This window comes from Polynucleobacter corsicus (assembly GCF_018688255.1).
Lineage (GTDB): Bacteria > Pseudomonadota > Gammaproteobacteria > Burkholderiales > Burkholderiaceae > Polynucleobacter > Polynucleobacter corsicus.
In genome coordinates this window covers 338,483-357,922 of the sequence record NZ_CP061314.1, presented here as the reverse complement: position 1 = coordinate 357,922, position 19,440 = coordinate 338,483, and the positions used below count along the sequence as shown (strand labels likewise).

The following is a 19,440-nucleotide window of genomic DNA, read 5'->3' as shown; positions in this document are numbered from 1 at the left end:
TCGTTTTGCATCAATAGAATTTCTTCAAATCCATTCCGGCATACATGCTCGCCACTTGGTCGCCATAACCATTAAACATTTGGGTTTTGATTTTGGGGGCAAAGCTACCTTTAGAGTCGCCGATCCGGCGCTCAGTCGCTTGACTCCAGCGAGGGTGGTCTACCAGAGGATTTACATTGGAGTAAAAACCATATTCCCTCGCATCAAACTGGCTCCAGCTAGTCTTGGGCATTTCTTCTGTTAAACGAATTTTTACAATCGACTTCGCACTCTTAAATCCGTATTTCCAGGGCACCACAATGCGGACCGGTGCGCCATTTTGGTTTGGTAGCGTCTCGCCATAAAGACCGAAAGTGAGCAGCGTCAGGGGGTTCATAGCCTCATCCAAGCGCAGGCCTTCTCGATAAGGCCACTCGATAATCTGACTCTTGAGACCCGGCATTTGCTTGCGATCAGCGAGGGTAATAAATTCAACATACTTTGCTGAACCTGTAGGCTGCACCTGATTCAGTAATTTGGATAGCGAGTAACCATCCCAAGGAATAACCATCGACCAACCCTCAACGCAGCGCATACGATAAATACGCTCTTCCATCGGAGCAAGCTTGAGCAAGGCATCTATATCTAGAGTCATTGGTTTTTTAACCAAACCTTCAATCGTCACAGTCCATGGCCGAGTTTGCAAACTATGGGCATTAGCAGCAGGATCTGATTTATCCGTTCCAAACTCATAGAAGTTGTTATAGCCAGTGACATACTGATAACTGGTTGATTCCTCTTTTAAAACAAAGTTTGGATTTGGCGTAGCAATTAACTTTTGAGAATTACTAGCAAGAGCCTCGCGCGAGAACCAAGGTACCAACGCTAGACCAAATGCTCCAGCCGCAGCATTCTTAATTAAGTCACGCCGTCCCTCAAAGACCGCTTTAGGAGTAATTTCCTGGGAAAGCCGCTTTTGCTCATTTGTGGACATATCAAATTCTCCTCAATGGATTTAATCTCATAGTGACAATAAGCCTTATTCTCCTACGCCTACCAATTTATTGCTGAGCTACTGCATTAACCCAAAATATGGATAAGAAAAAAGGGCAAACCGATTGGCATGCCCTTTTTTTATGAAGCGAACTTAGTTTAAGCGGCTGATGCCGTTTTTAAGATGTTATTTAAGGTAGCACTTGGACACATCACTGCCACGAACTTGTCGTGATCAGGCATGTAGTAGCCACCAATATCCGCCGGTTTGCCTTGTACCGCTTTGAACTCAGCAACAATCTTTTGCTCGTTCTCAGTCAATGCTTTTGCAATCGGAGCAAAGTGGGCTTGCAATTCTTTATCTTCAGTTTGCGCAGCTAAAGCCTGAGCCCAGTACATCGCTAAGTAAAACTGACTACCGCGATTATCTAATTCACCAGTACGTGGTGATGGTGACTTATTGTTATCTAGCAATGAGCCAGTGGCTTCATCTAAAGTGCGGGCCAAGATTTTGACTTTGGCATTACCAGTCTTGTCACCAATATCTTCCAAAGAAACTGCTAGAGCCAAGAACTCACCTAAGGAATCCCAGCGCAAATGATTTTCTTCGACCAGTTGTTGAACGTGCTTAGGAGCAGAACCACCCGCACCAGTTTCAAAAAGGCCACCGCCAGCCATCAATGGCACGATAGATAACATCTTGGCGCTAGTACCGAGCTCCATAATTGGGAATAAGTCAGTGAGGTAATCACGCAAAATATTACCTGTCACAGAAATCGTATCCTTACCACGAATGATGCGCTCTAAGGTGTAGCGCATTGCACGAGTCTGCGACATGATCTGAATATCTACACCAGTTAAGTCGTAGTCTTTCAAATAGGCTTGCACCTTCTTGATTAACTCGGCTTCATGTGGACGATACTCGTCTAGCCAGAATACGGCCGGAGTGTGTGACAAGCGCGCACGGTTGACTGCCAACTTCACCCAATCACGAATCGGCGCATCTTTAACTTGGCACATACGCCAGATATCGCCCTCTTCCACATTCTGCTCTAGCAATACGGTGCCGTCATCCGCAACAATGCGGGCTACACCAGCCTCAGTGATTTCAAAGGTCTTGTCATGTGAGCCGTACTCTTCTGCCTGCTGAGCCATCAAGCCCACATTGGGTACTGTACCCATTGTTTTTGGATCGAAGTTACCGTGAGTCTTGCAAAAGTTAATAATCTCTTGATAGATACGAGCAAAAGTACTTTCCGGAATAACTGCTTTGGTGTCATGCAAACGACCGTCAGCACCCCACATCTTGCCGCCCACACGAATCATTGCTGGCATCGATGCATCTACGATCACGTCACTTGGTGAATGCAGGTTAGTAATACCTTTGGCAGAGTCAACCATCGCCAGCGCTGGACGGTGCTCATGGCAAGCATGTAAGTCCTGAATGATTTCTTCACGCTTAGATTCTGGCAAAGTCTTGATTTTTTCGTACAAGCTGCTCATACCGTTGTTTGGATTGACACCCAACTCATCAAACAACTTGCCATGCTTTTCAAATGCATCTTTGTAGAAAATCTTGACGGCGTGACCGAACACGATGGGGTGTGACACCTTCATCATGGTAGCTTTTACGTGCAGGGACAACATCATGCCAGTCTTGTAAGCATCTTCGATCTCTTGTTCATAAAACTCACAGAGTGCTTTTTTACTCATGTACATGCTGTCAATAATTTCACCAGCAATTAAACTCACTTTTGGCTTGAGAACAATCGTCTTGCCACTCTTTGTTACTAGGTCCATTTTTACATCACATGCTTTGGTCATGGTCATTGACTTCTCACCTGCGTAGAAGTCACCACCATGCATGTGGGATACGTGCGTACGGGAAGCCTGACTCCACTCACCCATCGAGTGTGGGTTCTTGCGGGCATAACGCTTAACAGCGTTTGGTGCACGGCGATCAGAGTTACCTTCGCGCAATACCGGGTTTACTGCACTACCTAAACATTTGGAGTAGCGCGTACGAATTTCTTTTTCAGCATCATTTTTAGGGTCGTCTGGAAAATCAGGGATTTTGTAACCCTTGGCCTGCAACTCTTTAATTGCGGCGAGGAGTTGTGGAACTGAAGCGCTGATATTGGGCAACTTAATGATGTTGGTATCAGGCAATAAAGTCATACGACCCAGCTCAGCCAAATTATCGGGAACTTTTTGCTCTGCAGTTAAGCAATCAGAGAAGTTTGACAAGATACGTGCCGCAACAGAAATATCGCTTTCTACAACCTGAACTCCCACTGGCGCTGTAAAAGTACGAATGATTGGCAAAAATGCACAGGTTGCCAATAAGGGCGCTTCATCTGTCAGCGTGTAAATAATCTTTGATTTCCCTGAAGCCATTGATGTTTCCTCGATATGGGTAAATATTAGGGGCCGGCCTTATACCGAACCACTCTCGCATTCCGCACGCAACACTTCAGGCGCTTGTGGCTGTCTTGGGTGTAATTTCACGTACTGGACTGAGAAATCTATTTTAAATCATCGACCCCTGCAATTTCAGGGGATTTGGGCACCAATTTGGCTGAAGTACCCCAATTTAAGGGAATCCACTATGCGCAGCCTGCACTCACTTACATCGTAAACTGCAATGCATGATGAACAAGCACCCCTTACTGAATAAAAACCTCGTACTGTTGATTCTCTGTCAGGGCTTGTTTTTGACCAACAATGTGACTTTTATCGCCATTAATGGCCTAGTTGGGCTCAGTCTGAGTCCAGTCGCCTGGATGGCCACCTTACCCGTAATGGGCTACGTTGTGGGGGGCGCTTTCTCAACCTCCATTGTTGCCAAAACCCAAAATTACTTTGGCCGCAAGATTTCTTTTCAGTTGGGCCTCTTGGTGGCGGTCTTTTCAGCCCTTCTATGCGCCTATGCCGCCGTTTCCAAAAACTTCTGGCTGCTGGTGCTCGGCACCTTTATCGCAGGCTATTACAGCGCGAATGGGCAGCTCTATCGATTTGCGGCTGCTGAGTTGACTGCAGTCAGCCAGAGAGATAAAGCAGTCTCCTGGGTGCTAGCTGGCGGAATCCTGGGGGCTGTCATTGGGCCCAACCTCGCATCTTGGACCAAAGACTTCTTTGATACTGCTTTTTTAGGAGCTTACCTCACTCTCTTAATAGCCGGCTTTATCGGGATCATCGTGATGCAATTCATCCATTTTCCGGAAGAGTTCAAGACGCAGCATTCACTCTCAGCCGGCAGGAGTCTCAAAACTATTCTGCAACAACCAGTCTTTCTGGTTGCCGTCATTGGCGCTTCACTGGGATACGGCGTCATGAACCTCCTCATGGCAGCTACCCCACTTGCGATGCAAATTTGTAAGCTCCCTTTTTCTGATACGGCACTGGTATTGGAATGGCATGTCATTGGCATGTTCGCGCCCGGGTTCTTTACTGGCTCACTCATTCAACGTTTTGGCACACTCAAAATTATGGGTATCGGAGTCATCCTCAATCTTCTGTGTATTGCAATCGCGCTCACCGGTGTCGACTTCCATCAATTTTTAATTGCCTTATTTTTGTTGGGCGTTGGCTGGAACTTTTTATTTACCGGATCCACATCGTTGGCGATGACAGCCTACCGATCTGAGGAGCGTGACAAAGCTCAAGCAGCAATTAACTTTTTTGTATTTGGCACGATGGCTTTTACTTCCTTCGGCTCAGGAGCGCTGATTACCTCGCAGGGCTGGAACATCCTCAATCTAGGATCATTACTTCCCGTTGCCGTCACCGCTGCTGCCTTAATTTGGCTGAGCGCTAATCGCAAGAAGAGCAGCGCCTCCTCTATCGCTTAAGAGGCTTTTGCTAAAGGTAGATTGAAGAGTAGATTTTGCGGTTTGAGTTTGAGCTGCTTCTCATCATTCATAGCGATACCCATGTACACCGGCTTTCCAGCCTGAGCTTGGGTCACTGCTGCCTCATCAATAAAGTCCAAACGGAATAAGCAAATCACCTTCTCAAGTTCGTCGGTGTCAACCGACTCTTTGTTGTAAAGCTTATTGAGGATATCCGTCGCCGCGGCATCAAGACCAACATGCCAAGACCATTTGGGATCGGAGATTTTCTGCATTGGCGTAACGCGCACCTGGGCACCTAAAAAGTGCTGCACCCATTTCTCGAGAACACGACAAAAATGATTAATAGGTGGCTGACCAAAATTTAACTGCACTGCAAAATCATGATCCTCATTCTTCTCCCAATACAGCTCGGCGTTTTCCTCATGCAAGACATCTAAGTCGATCGAGCGCATCGACATCGACTTGCTCTTGAGCAGATCCATGATGTTGCCAGTCTCCCCCGCCTGCGCATTACGAGTCACCACCTCGTCATCCGCACCCATCACCACACCGTCTTCTAACACAGTGATCTTTTGAGTCCGAAAGAAGAGCTCACCCATGCGAGCATCTAATGGATGGCAATCTTCACCCAAAATATGACGAATAAATATTTGCGCCAGCTGAGATATAAATAGTGGTGGCACATCTACGCCATCACCCTTAAACAAGCTCATGTAGAAGTTTTCTAAGGAGCTGGCAGCCAGTAGCTTAGCTCGATACCTCAACCACACTTGGTAGTTCACCTGAATATCCAAATCTGCCATGCCAGCAATTTCCTCATCGGAAATCGCTGCACGGGGGTTTGCGTTTAGGCGCTGATGTAGAGCACGCTCAACGTCACAGGATTCAGGAACGAGGTTTAACTCAGGACGTAATAAGTAGGTGCGTAGAAAATCATCGGTTACCAGTAATTCCTTGTCTGACCCCACCGTCAGGGTTTGGTATGCAGAATGAGGCCAGAAGTTTGTCATGTTAGTTTGCTCGAACAAAAAGATTACGCTCAGAATATACTAGCCCTTCAATTTCAGCCAAAGAGGAAGATAAACGTGAGCGAACTCCAAAAAATAGATACCGTTGTGGGCAATGGTAAAGAAGCGATTGCCGGCAACCATGTGGACGTGCATTACACCGGATGGTTATTTGATGAAAAGGCTCCAGATCATAAAGGTCAAAAGTTTGATAGCTCCCTAGACCGGGGCCAGCTGTTTAGTTTTCCTTTGGGTGCTGGCCATGTTATCAAAGGGTGGGATGAAGGCGTACAAGGTATGAAAATTGGTGGCAAGCGCACCTTAATCATTCCTTCCGAGATGGGCTATGGTCCACGCGGTGCCGGTGGCGTGATTCCCCCAAATGCAACCCTAGTATTTGATGTGGAACTGCATGGCGTAAATTAATTCCGAGCCTGCATCTGTAAGTAATAAGGCCACTCAATGAGTGGCCTTTATTTTGTCTTAACGAAAACTATTAACCTTGTGAACGTAAATCTTTACCGTTCAGTGTTAATTTATTTTGAGTTGCCGGCTCGCACAAACTAATCAAACGATTTCTTTCCGCCATCACCTTATCGGTATAGCCGCCATCATTCTCTGCATTTGCAGCACCAACATAGTATTTCAAGCCATTACGCAATGAGCCGCTAGTGGCAATCAAATACTTCAAGATGTAAGCGCCCACCCGAATATTCACCTCAGGCTTTACCGCATCAGTAGCGCCACCATACAAGGCGTACTTATCTTGATGAATCGCAGTCATCACCTGCATCAAGCCTTCGGCACCAGCATGGCTTTTGATCAGGGGATTAAAGTTGGACTCTACCGAAATCACGGCAAGTAAGAGCACCGGGTCAATATTGACTTCTTTTGCAATCAACACAGTATTGGATACATATTCCTCGATCTTGGCACGATCTAACTTGTACTTCTTCTCAAAGAAGTCAGCTACTGCGCGTTGATTCTGAATGGACACCATCAACTTTGAGTCCAGTGCCTGGGGATCAATTTTTGCTGTGGGTATGCGATCAGATAGATGTGAAATCGGCTTCACCTGGGCATTTGCTACCGAAGGCATTAATAGGGCCACTGTTTGCTTCTTGGCGCCCATGAGGCCGCCATGAGTGGTGTTGGATGCCTTGCCATAGATCACATTGGCAATCTCTTTATCAGCAAGCGCTTTAGGGGCCTCTTCTTGATACTGATCGAGCATTCCAAAACCGTTTTGCCAAACCATGTGACGAGCTTCATCTGGAACTAAGATCCGGGCTAAATCAAATGCGCCCGCTTGGGTTCCGTTACCGGAAAGCCAAAGTCCTACGGTCATGAAAACAGTCACAATCAATAGGCCATTCATGACCCGATAGACAGGAGAAAGTGCGTGAGCTAACAACTCTTTAGCATTAGCCGTTACTGGCCTTGCTAGTTGCATGTCACTCGAATTGGTAGAAAAACATTTATTCATTCGTGGTCTTGCAGAACCTCAACAATCAATACTCCGATTTATGTTGCGCTGCAATAAGTAAAAAACATGTGCCATCCTAAAAAGGTTCTTATATCAAGTCAAGAATAAAGAAGCTCATTTCTATAACTTATAGATCTTGAATTAGAGATGATCCCTAGGAAAGTCTGTAGATAAGATATTTACCTGTTTAATTTCAATAACTTATAGAAGTTAGTAAGGACTTATTTCATATAATAAAAAAGTGCTTAAAAACCGACTTTTTTACTATTTTCGCCCTTCGAAGGACTGCCTAACCCGTACATCTAGTATTCGGATGGGCTGAATTTTCTACCGGTAGTGTTATTTTGATCATCACCCCAGGTTACCGATCAATCTGTTTTGATATGTTGCGCTCGCATTAAAGGATCACGCAACAGACTCTTAAACCTACATACATACTAGCTATAGAGCTAATGAATCTGGTAGATAGGCATAAAACTTGCATCCCCTCAGGACGACACTCATTACACTGACATGCAATGAAAGTCCTCGCCAAACTCCTCTTATTTAGCTCGCTTTGGCTACCACTAAGTGCGTCGGCTCTCTTCGATCAATGCCAAGATCTATTCCCAAATCAACAAATACCCAGCACCACACAGATGGGGAGAGACCTGTGTTTTGATGATTTTGCGATTTACTACTCGCCTTTAGATAAAAAGCCCATCTACACCGTTGAAAAATTAAATGGTGATCAACTCCAGGCGCCTCATCCCCGCCGTACCAATCAGTTCTACGAAGAGGCTAGACTCCCGGCGCATGAGCGCGCCCTACTGGCAGACTATCGCGGCAGCGGATATGACCGGGGTCACAACGTACCAGCTGGCGACATGACCAGTGAGCGGGGAATGGCGCAGTCATTCTCCCTAGCAAATATGATGCCGCAAGCTCGGCAAAACAATCAGGGTATCTGGGCTAAACGGGTTGAGGAGCCCACCAGGATGTATATCAAGCGCGTACAAGGTGATGTCTATGTCTTTACTGGATCAGTGGGTCATGCCGGCACTATTGGTAAAGGCAAGGTCACCATTCCGAGTCATCTCTACAAGCTGGTTTACGATCCCGCCAAAAAATTAGCTTGGGCTTATTGGGTTGAAAACACAGATGATGCGCAAATGGGTGCGCCGATCTCCTATGCTGAACTGATTCAGAAGGCCAGCATCGACTTTCATCTACCGATAGTGGTCAGTGAAAGCAAGTCTAGTAAACCGGCTGAAAAGATTATCCGCCACCCACGCCCATAGCAGACCGCCAGATTCACCTAATGTGGTCTATGAATGCAATCGCGTGACAGCAATAGTTCGCCCCAAGTAACTCCTTACTACTCGCGAGCACGGGGAGCAATTCCATGGGCTCGCTGGATAGGGGCCAATAACCCGCGCAAGCCATTGTGATCTAGGGTGTGCATCAACTCTAGCAACTGGCCCAGCTCGTTCTTCGGGAATCCTTCGCGAGCAAACCAAGCCAAATAATTGCCAGGCAAGTCTGCGAGCGCACGGCCAGCATGCTTGCCGAAAGGCATCTTCATTGTGACCAGCTTCACTAGGGCTTCTGAATCCATAGACCCAAATCTTACAAGCCCGGGAGTATTCCTAGGCAAAAACTCAACACCAAAGCTCGCAGGGTCATTTTCTCAATTGAGAACTGTTCTCATTTACTGTATATTGAGAATCATTCTTATTTACTTTTATTGACCACTCCACTAGACCATGAAAATGACTATCAAAAGACTTGTTGCCTTTAGCATCCTATTAGCCACAGCCCTGCACTTCTCATTCGCCAATGCGGGTGAAGGTGCATTTGGTTGGATTTACACTCTCGATCTCCAGCCCAAAGGAAAGCTCGAGTTTGAACAACGCTTACAACTGAACAAACAACAGGCTGCCGGAACCTACGATGCGTGGACAGCTAGAACCGAGTTGGAATATGGCCTGACCAATGATTTACAAATTGCTGGCTACATCAATTCCTACTACACCAGTGCGAGTCAGAATTACACCAATCCAGAAGCCTGTGGCGATAGCCCAAGTTGCACAGGTGGTTATGGAGTGCCATCCAGCCACGACCCCGCTACTCCTTATAGAAAGAGTGGCATAGAAGGCGGCTCTTTGGAGGCAATTTACAGACTGACGAATCCAGTGACATCGCCAGTGGGTGTGGGTCTCTACTTAGAGCCGACTATTGGTAGAAATAAAAATGAAATTGAAGCTCGCCTACTCTTGCAATCGAATTTCATTGACGATCGATTAATTTTGGCAGGTAACGTAGTTGTAGCAAATGAACGCTTGAAGTTTATTGAAAATGGCAACGTACCAGAGTCAATGCTCGACTTCCTTGTAGGCGCGAGCTATCGATTTGCACCCAAATGGTCCGCCGGTGTTGAGGCACGCTTCCACAATGACTACTCAGAATTGAATTTACGCAATCAAGTCCAGCGTGCCACTTTTGTAGGGCCCAATATGCACTACGCCGCTAAAGACTGGTGGGTCACTGGTGCTTGGCGCTATCAACTCAAAGGCGGCACTTGTATGGGTGGTGGAGAAGCCGAATGCTCCAATGCGCGTGTTTGGGATAGCCATTCAGTGAATGAATTTATCGTCAAGGTTGGATTTCCTCTGAACTAAAGAAATGAATATGAACTGGAAACCTAACCCCCTATTCATCATTGGTCTAACTATAGCAACTGCACCAATCGTTGCACAGGCCAAGATTTATGTATCCCTTGAACAAGCTCAGAAGATACTAATACCCAATAAATCGCTTGTTAAAAATCCCATCATCATCACCGAGGATCTCCAAGACAAAATGCGCTCAGCTTCGAGTATTCGCCACCCCTTTCAGGGGGAGCGAATTTGGAGGGCGGCCGACGGCAGTTGGTTCATCGTAGATGAGGTAGTTGGTAAACATGAAATGATTACTTACGCAGTAGCACTTAATCCATCGGGTGCAGTAATTGGAATTGAAATTCTGGAATACGTTGAATCTTATGGATACGAAGTAGCAGAAGCCAACTGGCGCAAACAGTTTGTCGGAAAGACGGCTACAGACCCTATCAAGCTCAATCAAGATATTCAGAATATTGGTGGTGCTACCCTCTCCTGCAAACATTTAACTGATGGCGTTAAGCGGGTTGCGGTCTTATATGACATCGCTTTAAAAAATCAAACCTTCAGCCTAAAAGCAAAATGATTCGTTGCAAGCCGCTTTTAGGCACCTTCGTAGAAATCAGGATTGAAGACCCATCGCCCCCATTGAAAGCGCTAGACGAAGCTTTTTTAGCTATTGAACAAGTGCAATCTTTGATGGGCTTTCACAATCCCGATAGCGAGCTTTCCCAGATCAACGCCAGATCCTATTTAGAGCCTGTTCGGATTCACCCGTGGACAGCTGAAGTTCTCAGGATCGCAAAAGAGGTTTATCTCCAATCCCAAGGCGTATTTAATTGTGGGGTTGGTCATCGCCTAGTGGAAGCAGGTCTTCTCCCTAGGCATGGCAAGTTCAATGATGGCTCATTTGGAGGCATTGAAGATCTCCAATTGATTGAACTCCCCTTGGTTCGATCATCTCTACCGCTTTGCCTTGATCTTGGCGGTATCGCCAAAGGCTATGCAGTAGACAAAGCGGTTGAAGCATTAATCGCTCACGGTATCCAATCTGGATCGGTCAACGCAGGCGGGGATATCCGCGTATTCGGGGATCGCTCTCAAGCTATTCAAATCCGTAATCCATCAAAACCGCATGAACTCATCCAAATTGGCAGCATGTCAGCAGGTGCGATTGCGACTAGCAGTCTTTACTTTGCAAACCGTAGTAGTAGCTCAAAGAGCTTTATGGTGAATCCCCTAAATCAAGGGCATATTGAGTTTTCAGAGTCTTACTCAGTCGTCGCCACTAGATGTGTCTACGCAGACGCCTTAACTAAGGTAGTGAGTATTTCTAGAAATACTCACCATCCTTGCTTAAGTCACTTTTCTGCCCAAGCAATCCGCATCCCCAATACCCAATCTCCATGAAGAATACAAATCGCCTTGGCAAGATGCCGACATGGCAAAAACACTTTGTTCAAATTGGTATGTTGGGTTGCTCCCTCACCGGGACAGTTTATTTACTTGGCCATGAATTCCATATTGAACGGGCCGTCTTGGGAACCCATTCGGTATTGGCATGGCACGGCATTGCTGCCATATTGGCTACGATAGCGCTTGGCTCAGTCTTACCCTTTCATCTGAAGGCGGGTCTGAAGTCCAAGAGAAAGCTATGGAGTGGCTTAAGTCAATTGGCTTTTTTAGCCATCTTATTAGTATCGGGCGCCCTGTTGTACTACGGCCCTGAGGAAATTCGGGATGGGGTCATTGCAACGCACTGGATCATTGGTATTGCCTTCTTTGCCATCTTTTTACTACATGGTTTTTATTCTAAAAAGCACATTAATTAGTTACTTTTTGCAGTAATGCTTATAGAGCAAACTCATCACTGCGACAGCAATCTCACTGGATAGGGAGTAATAAATTTGCTTTCCCTCTCTACGTGTTTTCACTAGCTTTTCTTTGCGCAACACAGTCAATTGCTGCGAGAGAGTTGGCTGATGCAAATCGAGCGCAGCCTCTAACTCACCAACACATTTTTCTGCTTGACCGATTTCACATAAAAGCATCATGCGATCTCGGTTTGATAAGACCTTCATCAACTTGCAGGCATCATCTGCAGCTGACTGCATTTTCTTTAACTCAACTTTGGAGATAGGCATATTCATTAGCATTCTCCGTTCAGAGCGCATTCAAAGGAATTTTTAAATAAGCAACTCCATTGCTATCGGCCTCAGGAAAATGTCCAGCACGTATATTGACCTGAATGGACGGCAAAATGAGTGTTGGCATCTCTAAAGTTTTATCTCGAGCTGTACGCATCTGCACAAACTGCTCCTCACCGATGCCATCATGGACATGAATATTATTTGCCCTCTCATCGGCAACAGTGCTCACACCAGTCGCAGGTCGATTATTTGGCGGGTAGTCATGACACATATACAACTTGGTCTGAGCTGGATAAGACAAAATCTTTTGAATGGATTGATAGAGCATCTTCGCATCACCACCCGGGAAATCACAACGGGCTGTGCCGACATCGGGCATAAAGAGGGTATCGCCCACGAAGATGGCATCGCCGATTTTATAAGCCATGCAAGCAGGTGTGTGACCCGGCACAAAAAGTGCCTTTAAGGAGAGATTTCCGAAAGCGAGTGACTCATCCTCTTTGAGCAAATAGTCAAATTGAGCGCCGTCCGCTTTAAAGTGATCATCGAGATTAAAGACGCCTTTAAATACTGCCTGCACTTTGGTAATGTGATCCCCAATCACCAACTTACCACCTAATTGACTTTGTAAATAAGGGGCTGCGCTTAAGTGATCTGCGTGGGCATGGGTCTCTAAGATCCAATCCACTTGAAGTTGGTGCTTCTTAACAAAGGCGATCACCTCATCGGCAGACTTGGTGCTAGTCCTGCCTGATTTAGGGTCATAGTTCAAGACAGAGTCAATGATGACGCAATGAGCCCCCTCACACTCATAAACCACATAGGTGTAGGTCCAGGTTTCTGGGTCAAAAAAATCTTTAATCAAGGGGGCGGGATTTGTAGTCAACTAATTCTTTCGAGTGTACAAATAATATATATATTTATATACTATATTAATATAAAATAAATTGCAATGGACTATTTCTCCTTAATCAGCCCAGCACTAGGCACTCTAGTAGGTACTCTTATGGGCCTCACTGGAGCCGGTGGCGGGATATTGTCTGTACCGCTATTGGTTTTCTTCCTGGGTCTGCCGATTGCAGAGGCAGCTCCGATTGCGCTATGCGCCGTTGCGCTAGCTTCTACTATTGGTGCCATTCTGGGCCTCAAAAATAAGATCTTGCGCTATAAAGCAGCAGGTTTTATGGCGATCTTTGGTTTAGTACTATCTCCACTAGGACTTTGGCTTACGCCTCAGATTCCGAATGCGCCCTTACAGATTCTGTTCAGCCTCATCTTGTTATTTGTGGCTATTCGTTTGTTGAGGCAAGCTCGCAATCAGATTAAGGGCATTCCAGAGGAAAACAGAAAGCCCCCTCCCTGTCTTATCAATCCTGCCATTGGAAAACTTCAGTGGACCCTGCCCTGTGCTCGCGCCCTCATGCTCGCCGGTAGTATTGCTGGCTTCCTATCTGGCCTCCTTGGTGTTGGCGGTGGTTTCATCATCGTGCCTGCACTGAAGCGTTATACCGACTTACCTATTAAATCCATCGTTGCTACCTCGCTTGGGGTGCTTGCCATCATCACTGGTGGCGGAGCAATATTCTCGGCAGTTAGCGGTAGCTTAAATATTGTCGTTGCCGCTCCTTTTGCAATTGCGGCCTTAGGTGGACTATTTATTGGACTGCTACTGGGTAAAAAATTAAGCGGTCCACACACACAACTCATTTTCTCGATCTTCACCCTCATCATTGCTATTAGCCTACTAATTAAAGGCACGCTAACTTTAAATCTGTGAAACGTAGCCAACTTCGCCTTCTCTCTTTTCTTCTGATTTTTTCTCTCGTACTATTGGGGGTTCTGCTAATGTCTTTTAAAACCAATTCTTTTTTAACTAGCTCGGTTAGCAGCATCTCCGGTACGGTGAGCAATCTCAACAACGAACTCTTAGAGTACGTGAACCCAGAGAAACCAACTCACGATCACTCATCCGTGTATTACCAACGCTTCTTTATCTCGACATTTAATTTAGATCATCATGCCGTTGAAGCAAAATTTTCGACACCAATGATAGTGAGCAATGGCGATGTCGTGACAGTCTCGGGCTACTCCAAGGACAATGGCTTTCAAGTGCTCGCTTACACCAACAAAACACAGCAGGTCAGCAAGCATGAAAATTGGATTGCCCTAGGCTTGGGCGCCCTATTCTTCTTGGGAGTTGCTGTTGTACTTCTCAACTCAGAATTAGTAGCTGAAGGCGCCTTAGTGCCCAAGATATTTTTACTGGGCTTTGTAGGTGTGGCAGTCTATATGGGCTACCGAGCTTTACTCATACGTGAAGCAATCAAACTACTTCAAAACTAGATGGGAAAGTAACAAGATTGCCCTTCAATAGAAAAAGCCCTCTTTCGAGGGCTTTTGAACAACACGGTGCTGCTCGATCTTAGTGGCCGCCAGCACCACCTAAGTAAGCTGCTTTCACAGCAGGATCATGCATTAACTTATCCGCTGGGCCATGCGTTGCAATCTTACCGTTCTCAAGTACATAACCGTAGTCTGCAACCTTCAAAGCCGCTGCTGCGAACTGCTCGACCAGTAACATCGTCACACCTTGTGATTTCAGATTAGAGATAATTCTGAAAACTTCCTCAACCAAAATCGGTGCCAAGCCCATTGAAGGCTCATCCAAGAGAATAATCTCTGGATTGAGCATCACAGCACGAGCCATTGCCAACATCTGTTGCTCACCACCTGACAATGTTCCGGCCAATTGATTGCGACGCTCTTTTAAGCGCGGGAACATTTCGAGAGATCGCTCGAGATCGTTCTTAATGTCGCCTTTTGGGCGGCTACCCGTAAAGCGCGGAAATGCACCCAACAGGAGATTGTCATTCACAGACATGGTCGTAAATACACGACGACCTTCTGGGCTATGCGCCAAACCAAGACGTGCGATTTTATGAGAGTCGTAACCATCAATTTTTTCGCCGCCCAAGGTGACTTCACCAGCCGAAGGTTTAATCATGCCGGTAATGGCACGCATAGTAGTTGTTTTACCAGCGCCGTTTGACCCGATCAAAGTAATGACTTGCCCTTTAGGAACATCAATATTGATGCCGTGCAGAACTTTTACTTTGCCGTAGCCTGCTTCAAGATTCTTAATAGATAACATGGTATTTACCGATTCAATATGGTTCTAGTGATTAAGCGCCCAAGTAGGCATGAATCACCTTCTCGTCTGCCTGAACTTCAGCTGGTTTACCTTCTGCAATCTTCTGACCGAAGTCCAATACAGAAACGGTATCGCATACTGACATCACCACATCCATATGATGCTCAATCAGGATGAAGGTAATACCGCTATCGCGGATCTTACGAATAATGCGCAAGAGTTCTTTAATATCTGGGGCTGTCAAACCAGCAGCTGGCTCATCCAACAAGAGCAACTCTGGATCCAAAGCTAAGGCGCGGGCAATCTCTAACAGACGTTGCTTACCGTATGGCAGGTTACGCGCCTCTTCATTTGCTAAGTCATCTAAGCCAACAAACTTCAAAAGCGCCATTGCACGAGCATGTGCTTCGGCTTCTTCTTTCTTGTAACGCGGTAGATGTAATGCAATCTCCACCATATTGGACTTAAAGGTGTGGTGCAGGCCAACCAAAATATTTTGGATGGCAGTCATTTCACCGAAGAGCTGAACGTTTTGGAAGGTGCGAGCAATACCAGAAAGTGCAATGTCTGAAGATGTACGACCAACCACGCTTTGACCAGCATAGAGAACGTTTCCGGCCGTAGGCACATAAATACCTGTCAATACGTTCATCATCGTGCTCTTACCTGAGCCATTAGGGCCAATCAAACCATGAATAGTGCCGCGCTTGATACTTAGATCAACATTGTTTAATGCTTTCAAACCACCGAACTGCATCAATATGGAGTCCACTTTCAAAAGCTCAGCGCCAGTATCTTGATTGCTGACCTTGCTGATGAAGCTAATAGAATCATCAATTACTTCAGCTTGATCTCCACGAGTAGTTTTAGTCTTGCCAGCAATTGATTGGTAGAAGCTCTTTGCAAATCCAACAATACCGTTTTGGAGGTAGTACACCACCAACAAAATCATAAAGCCGAAGATACTCAAACGCCAATCTGAAATGCTATTGAGCCAGAATGAGAACGCCGCTAAACCCACCACTCCTGCGATTGGAACGGCAACTCGGCGTAATGTAGTTACCCGCTTCGACAAAGCCATGGCAGCACCAGCTACGACCACGATTGCAATGACAGAGGCAACAATCCGGAACAAGTTAATGTCATCCAAAAGTTTTGGCAACAACACAATAATGGCGGCACCAATCACTGCCCCAAGGCGTGACTTACGTCCACCCATAATGATGCCAAGCAGGAATAGAACAGCAAGTTCGTTGTTGTAGGTATTGGGTGATATGTATTGCTCAGAATAGGCGTACAAGCAGCCAGCTAAGCCAGCAAAGCCGGCGCTGATTACAAATGCAATCACCTTAAAGCGATATACAGACACACCCATACAGTCGCAAGCAATTGGACTATCACGTAAGGCCTCAAAAGCACGCCCCATTTGTGATTTCACAAAGCGATCAACCACAATCAAAGAAAGTATTAGGACAATCGAGACCAACCAGAAGAACTCAGCCTTCGTCATTGGAACGCCTAAGAGCTCTGGCTTTGGAATCTTGATACCCAGTGGGCCCTCGGTCAACCAAGTCATCTCGTTAATTAAGATTTGCGCGATTGTTCCAAAGGCTAAAGTCACCATCGCCAAATAAGGGCCGATCACTTTGAGCGCTGGAAGCGCCAAGACACCGCCAAAAGCAGCCGTAACTACTACTGAAGCTGGCAAGGTGACCCAAATTGGCATACCAAAATGGAAGAACAGCACACCAGCGGTGTAGGAGCCGATTCCGAATAGAGCTGCGTGCCCTAAGGAAACCTGACCCACATAACCCACCACGATATCCAAACCAAACAACAGGATGGTATAGATCAGAATAGTTTCTGCTAAGTGAATGTAATAAGGGTTGTGAATAAATAGGGGTAAACAAAATAACCCTAGGATCGCAATTAATAGAGGTAATAGAGACTTCAATTTCATCATTAAACTTTCTTAATTGCAGATTTACCAAAGAGGCCTGATGGTTTGTATGCAAGCACCAATAAGAGCAAGATCAAACCTGGCACATCTTTATAGCCAGTAGAAATATAAAAGCCTGTAGCAGTCTCAACAATTCCCAGAATCAAACCACCCACAATGATTCCCATACCGCTTGAGAGGCCGCCAATAATGGCTACTGCAAATGCTTTTAAACCCAAAGCGCCACCCATAGCAGCGCCCGTTAATGTCAATGGCGCAATCAGAACACCTGCAAAGGCAGCGGTTAAGGATGACAGCGCATATGAGAAGGTAATTACCAGGCTGGTGTTAATACCCATTAAGCCGGCAGCATCGCGATCGTTTGCCGTTGCGACTACCGCTTTACCGTAAATTGTTTTACGGTTAAAGAACTCCACCAACAACATCATGACTAAGGCACCAACTACCACCAAGATTTCCATTGGCAAAATGTTAGCCCCAAGGAATTCCATTGGCTCCATTGGCAGCGGGGATGGAAATGGCAAGGCATCACGACCCCAAATGTTTTCAGCGACGTTTTTGAAAATAATGCCCAGCGCGATAGTGGACATAATCCACCCGAACTCAGACTTAATCTTAATCGCAGGGCGCACACCAATCAGCTCAACGAAACCACCTTGCACCATCCCGAAAAGACAGACGATTGGAATCATGAGCCAGTAGTTCATACCTAGCATGTCAACGCAGGTAAGGCCAACTAAAGCGCCCAACATTAAGGCCTCGCCTTGACCGAAATTTAATGTGCCTGAGGTGGCAAAAGTCAGCTGGAAACCGAAAGCGATCACCGCGTAGATCATCCCCACCGCGATACCACTTGAGAGGATTTGTGCAAGCATGTCCATTTTTATTGGCCCAAAAAAAATACCTGAAACTGTTTTATTGATGAATCTGACATTGTAAGCAAAACGCCGCCCAGCAGGCGGCGTTTTGATCTAACAGATGTTGCAGTGCAAAATAAGTAAGGCTATTACGTGCTTTTTTGGGTCTGAATTACTTCTTCTTGACAATTGCGTCTTCCGCATTCAAGAACTCAACCTTGCCGTTTTCTACCACACCCATTACTACATCCTTTGCCCTAATTGCCTCATGGTCTGCTGCTGAGAATGGCTTGTTGTAAGTCATTACAACACCATCAACCGGAGTTTTCAGATCTTGCAATGCTGCCAAAATCTTTGGTCCCTCAGTGCTATTGGCCTGTTTAATGGCTGCAGCCAAGAGGTATACGGAGTCGTAACCTTGAGCTGCCGACACAGGAGAAGCAATAATGCCATTTTTTGGCTTGAACTCCTTTAGGTAAGTATCAACGAATACTTTACGCTTTGGAGTCGTAGCAGGCTGCTGAATAAAAGTCTCTGGCATGGTTGCGCCGTTACCGTTCTTACCGGCTGTATCAATGAAGCTGGCCATGGAGAGCGTCCAAGAGCCAATAATTGGCTTTTTCCAACCCAATTTCGCCATACCGTTAGCAATCTGCGCCAACTCAGGTCCAATTGCGTAAGTCAAAATCACATCAGCACCAGCATTTTTTGCCTTGAGCAATTGTGAGGTCATATCGACGTCGCCGATGTTGAACTTCTCAGTAGCTACAGGAGTTACGCCATAGCCTTTCAACGCTTTCTCTAAATCCTCACGACCCAATTGACCGTAGTTTGTAGAGTCAGCCAAAATCGCAACTTTCTTCAGGCCACGCTTCTCAACCGCCTCTTTAGCGATCATTGGGGCTTGAATCACATCAGGTGCAGCATTGCGGAAAACATAATTTTCTGGAGCATTAGGAAATTGCTTCGTAATTAAAGTTCCAGTCGCCACGTTATTCATTACTGGAATCTTAGCGTCTTGATAAAAGCGCTGTGAAGCCAAAGCAACGCCAGTATTAATGAAACCTAAAGTAGCAACCACTTTTTCATTGTTAATTAATTCTTGTGCAATTTGCACGCCACGCTCATTCTTAGCCTCATCATCGCGCTCTACTAATACGAGCTTATTGCCATTGACGCCACCTGCTGCGTTAATTTCTTTGGCAGCTAAACGCACGCCATCACGCATACTCACGCCCATGGAAGCTGAGCCGCCAGTAAATGGACCTGAAACACCAAGCTTAATATCGGCAGCGTAAGCGCCGGTTGTAAACATTGCAGCAGCAGCTACCGCAAAAATGTGACGACGAATGTTCATAAAGTCT

General features: G+C 46.0%; 20 protein-coding genes. 9 read left to right on the top strand and 11 right to left on the bottom strand.

Annotation, left to right across the window (positions count from 1 at the left end; all coding sequences use genetic code 11):
• Positions 1-10: 10 nt before the first annotated feature.
• Together msrP and C2747_RS01995 are read right to left on the bottom strand one after the other, a co-directional pair.
• Positions 11-973, bottom strand: coding sequence for a protein-methionine-sulfoxide reductase catalytic subunit MsrP (gene msrP / locus C2747_RS02000; protein ID WP_215332039.1), 963 nt, complete (start codon positions 971-973; stop codon positions 11-13).
• 158 nt (positions 974-1,131) lie between these two features.
• Complete coding sequence (locus tag C2747_RS01995; RefSeq protein ID WP_215332038.1) at positions 1,132-3,369, bottom strand: NADP-dependent isocitrate dehydrogenase; 2,238 nt, start codon at positions 3,367-3,369, stop codon at positions 1,132-1,134.
• A 272-nt stretch (positions 3,370-3,641) separates the two neighbouring features.
• On the opposite strand from C2747_RS01995, the gene C2747_RS01990 reads away from it, so the two are divergent.
• Positions 3,642-4,823, top strand: coding sequence for an MFS transporter (locus C2747_RS01990; RefSeq protein WP_215333036.1), 1,182 nt, complete (start codon positions 3,642-3,644; stop codon positions 4,821-4,823).
• On the opposite strand, the gene C2747_RS01985 is transcribed toward C2747_RS01990, so the two are convergent.
• A complete protein-coding gene (locus C2747_RS01985; protein WP_215332037.1) occupies positions 4,820-5,836 on the bottom strand; it encodes a DUF6352 family protein in 1,017 nt (338 codons plus the stop codon). The genes C2747_RS01990 and C2747_RS01985 overlap by 4 nt on opposite strands.
• A gap of 75 nt (positions 5,837-5,911) precedes the next feature.
• Here C2747_RS01985 and C2747_RS01980 point away from each other — a divergent pair, with 75 nt between their 5' ends.
• Positions 5,912-6,259, top strand: coding sequence for an FKBP-type peptidyl-prolyl cis-trans isomerase (locus C2747_RS01980; protein WP_215332036.1), 348 nt, complete (start codon positions 5,912-5,914; stop codon positions 6,257-6,259).
• A 70-nt stretch (positions 6,260-6,329) separates the two neighbouring features.
• On the opposite strand, the gene C2747_RS01975 is transcribed toward C2747_RS01980, so the two are convergent.
• Positions 6,330-7,319 (bottom strand): transglycosylase SLT domain-containing protein, encoded by a 990-nt coding sequence (locus C2747_RS01975; RefSeq protein ID WP_215332035.1) that lies wholly within the window; start codon positions 7,317-7,319, stop codon positions 6,330-6,332.
• A gap of 518 nt (positions 7,320-7,837) precedes the next feature.
• On the opposite strand from C2747_RS01975, the gene C2747_RS01970 reads away from it, so the two are divergent.
• A complete protein-coding gene (locus tag C2747_RS01970; protein WP_215332034.1) occupies positions 7,838-8,599 on the top strand; it encodes a DNA/RNA non-specific endonuclease in 762 nt (253 codons plus the stop codon).
• A gap of 77 nt (positions 8,600-8,676) precedes the next feature.
• On the opposite strand, the gene C2747_RS01965 is transcribed toward C2747_RS01970, so the two are convergent.
• The gene (locus C2747_RS01965) at positions 8,677-8,916 is read right to left on the bottom strand and encodes a DUF3820 family protein (protein WP_215332033.1); all 240 of its coding nucleotides are present in this window, start codon (positions 8,914-8,916) and stop codon (positions 8,677-8,679) included.
• Positions 8,917-9,070: 154 nt separating this feature from the next.
• Between C2747_RS01965 and C2747_RS01960 the strand changes: the two genes are divergently transcribed.
• Genes C2747_RS01960 through C2747_RS01945 form a run of 4 tightly spaced genes read left to right on the top strand, consistent with a single transcriptional unit; the run spans position 9,071 to position 11,790 of the window.
• The gene (locus C2747_RS01960) at positions 9,071-9,979 is read left to right on the top strand and encodes a DUF6662 family protein (protein ID WP_251374797.1); all 909 of its coding nucleotides are present in this window, start codon (positions 9,071-9,073) and stop codon (positions 9,977-9,979) included.
• Positions 9,980-9,989: 10 nt separating this feature from the next.
• Positions 9,990-10,544 (top strand): FMN-binding protein, encoded by a 555-nt coding sequence (locus tag C2747_RS01955; RefSeq protein ID WP_215332031.1) that lies wholly within the window; start codon positions 9,990-9,992, stop codon positions 10,542-10,544.
• The gene (locus tag C2747_RS01950; protein WP_215332030.1) at positions 10,541-11,368 is read left to right on the top strand and encodes an FAD:protein FMN transferase; all 828 of its coding nucleotides are present in this window, start codon (positions 10,541-10,543) and stop codon (positions 11,366-11,368) included. Before C2747_RS01955 ends, C2747_RS01950 begins: the two co-directional genes overlap by 4 nt.
• Positions 11,365-11,790, top strand: coding sequence for a hypothetical protein (locus C2747_RS01945; protein WP_215332029.1), 426 nt, complete (start codon positions 11,365-11,367; stop codon positions 11,788-11,790). The genes C2747_RS01950 and C2747_RS01945 overlap by 4 nt, the downstream gene beginning before the upstream one ends.
• Here the strand turns inward: C2747_RS01945 and C2747_RS01940 are convergent, their stop codons facing one another.
• Together C2747_RS01940 and C2747_RS01935 are read right to left on the bottom strand one after the other, a co-directional pair.
• A complete protein-coding gene (locus C2747_RS01940; protein WP_215332028.1) occupies positions 11,791-12,108 on the bottom strand; it encodes an ArsR/SmtB family transcription factor in 318 nt (105 codons plus the stop codon).
• Between the two features lie 13 nt (positions 12,109-12,121).
• A complete protein-coding gene (locus tag C2747_RS01935; protein WP_215332027.1) occupies positions 12,122-12,994 on the bottom strand; it encodes an MBL fold metallo-hydrolase in 873 nt (290 codons plus the stop codon).
• A 66-nt stretch (positions 12,995-13,060) separates the two neighbouring features.
• Here C2747_RS01935 and C2747_RS01930 point away from each other — a divergent pair, with 66 nt between their 5' ends.
• Both C2747_RS01930 and C2747_RS01925 read left to right on the top strand, forming a co-directional pair.
• Entirely contained in the window at positions 13,061-13,885 is an 825-nt protein-coding gene (locus tag C2747_RS01930) for a sulfite exporter TauE/SafE family protein (RefSeq protein WP_215332026.1), read from the top strand.
• Between the two features lie 68 nt (positions 13,886-13,953).
• Positions 13,954-14,451, top strand: a complete 498-nt coding sequence (locus C2747_RS01925; protein WP_215332025.1) for a hypothetical protein — start codon at positions 13,954-13,956, stop codon at positions 14,449-14,451.
• A 79-nt stretch (positions 14,452-14,530) separates the two neighbouring features.
• Here C2747_RS01925 and C2747_RS01920 read toward each other — a convergent pair whose 3' ends face one another.
• The 4 genes from C2747_RS01920 to C2747_RS01905 form a co-directional block, all read right to left on the bottom strand.
• On the bottom strand, positions 14,531-15,259 hold the full coding sequence (locus tag C2747_RS01920) for an ABC transporter ATP-binding protein (protein WP_215332024.1): 729 nt from the start codon (positions 15,257-15,259) through the stop codon (positions 14,531-14,533).
• A 31-nt stretch (positions 15,260-15,290) separates the two neighbouring features.
• Complete coding sequence (locus tag C2747_RS01915) at positions 15,291-17,219, bottom strand: branched-chain amino acid ABC transporter ATP-binding protein/permease (RefSeq protein WP_215333035.1); 1,929 nt, start codon at positions 17,217-17,219, stop codon at positions 15,291-15,293.
• Positions 17,220-17,221: 2 nt separating this feature from the next.
• Positions 17,222-18,100, bottom strand: coding sequence for a branched-chain amino acid ABC transporter permease (locus C2747_RS01910; RefSeq protein ID WP_215332023.1), 879 nt, complete (start codon positions 18,098-18,100; stop codon positions 17,222-17,224).
• Positions 18,101-18,248: 148 nt separating this feature from the next.
• Entirely contained in the window at positions 18,249-19,433 is a 1,185-nt protein-coding gene (locus tag C2747_RS01905) for an ABC transporter substrate-binding protein (RefSeq protein ID WP_215332022.1), read from the bottom strand.
• Between the last annotated feature and the right edge of the window lie 7 nt (positions 19,434-19,440).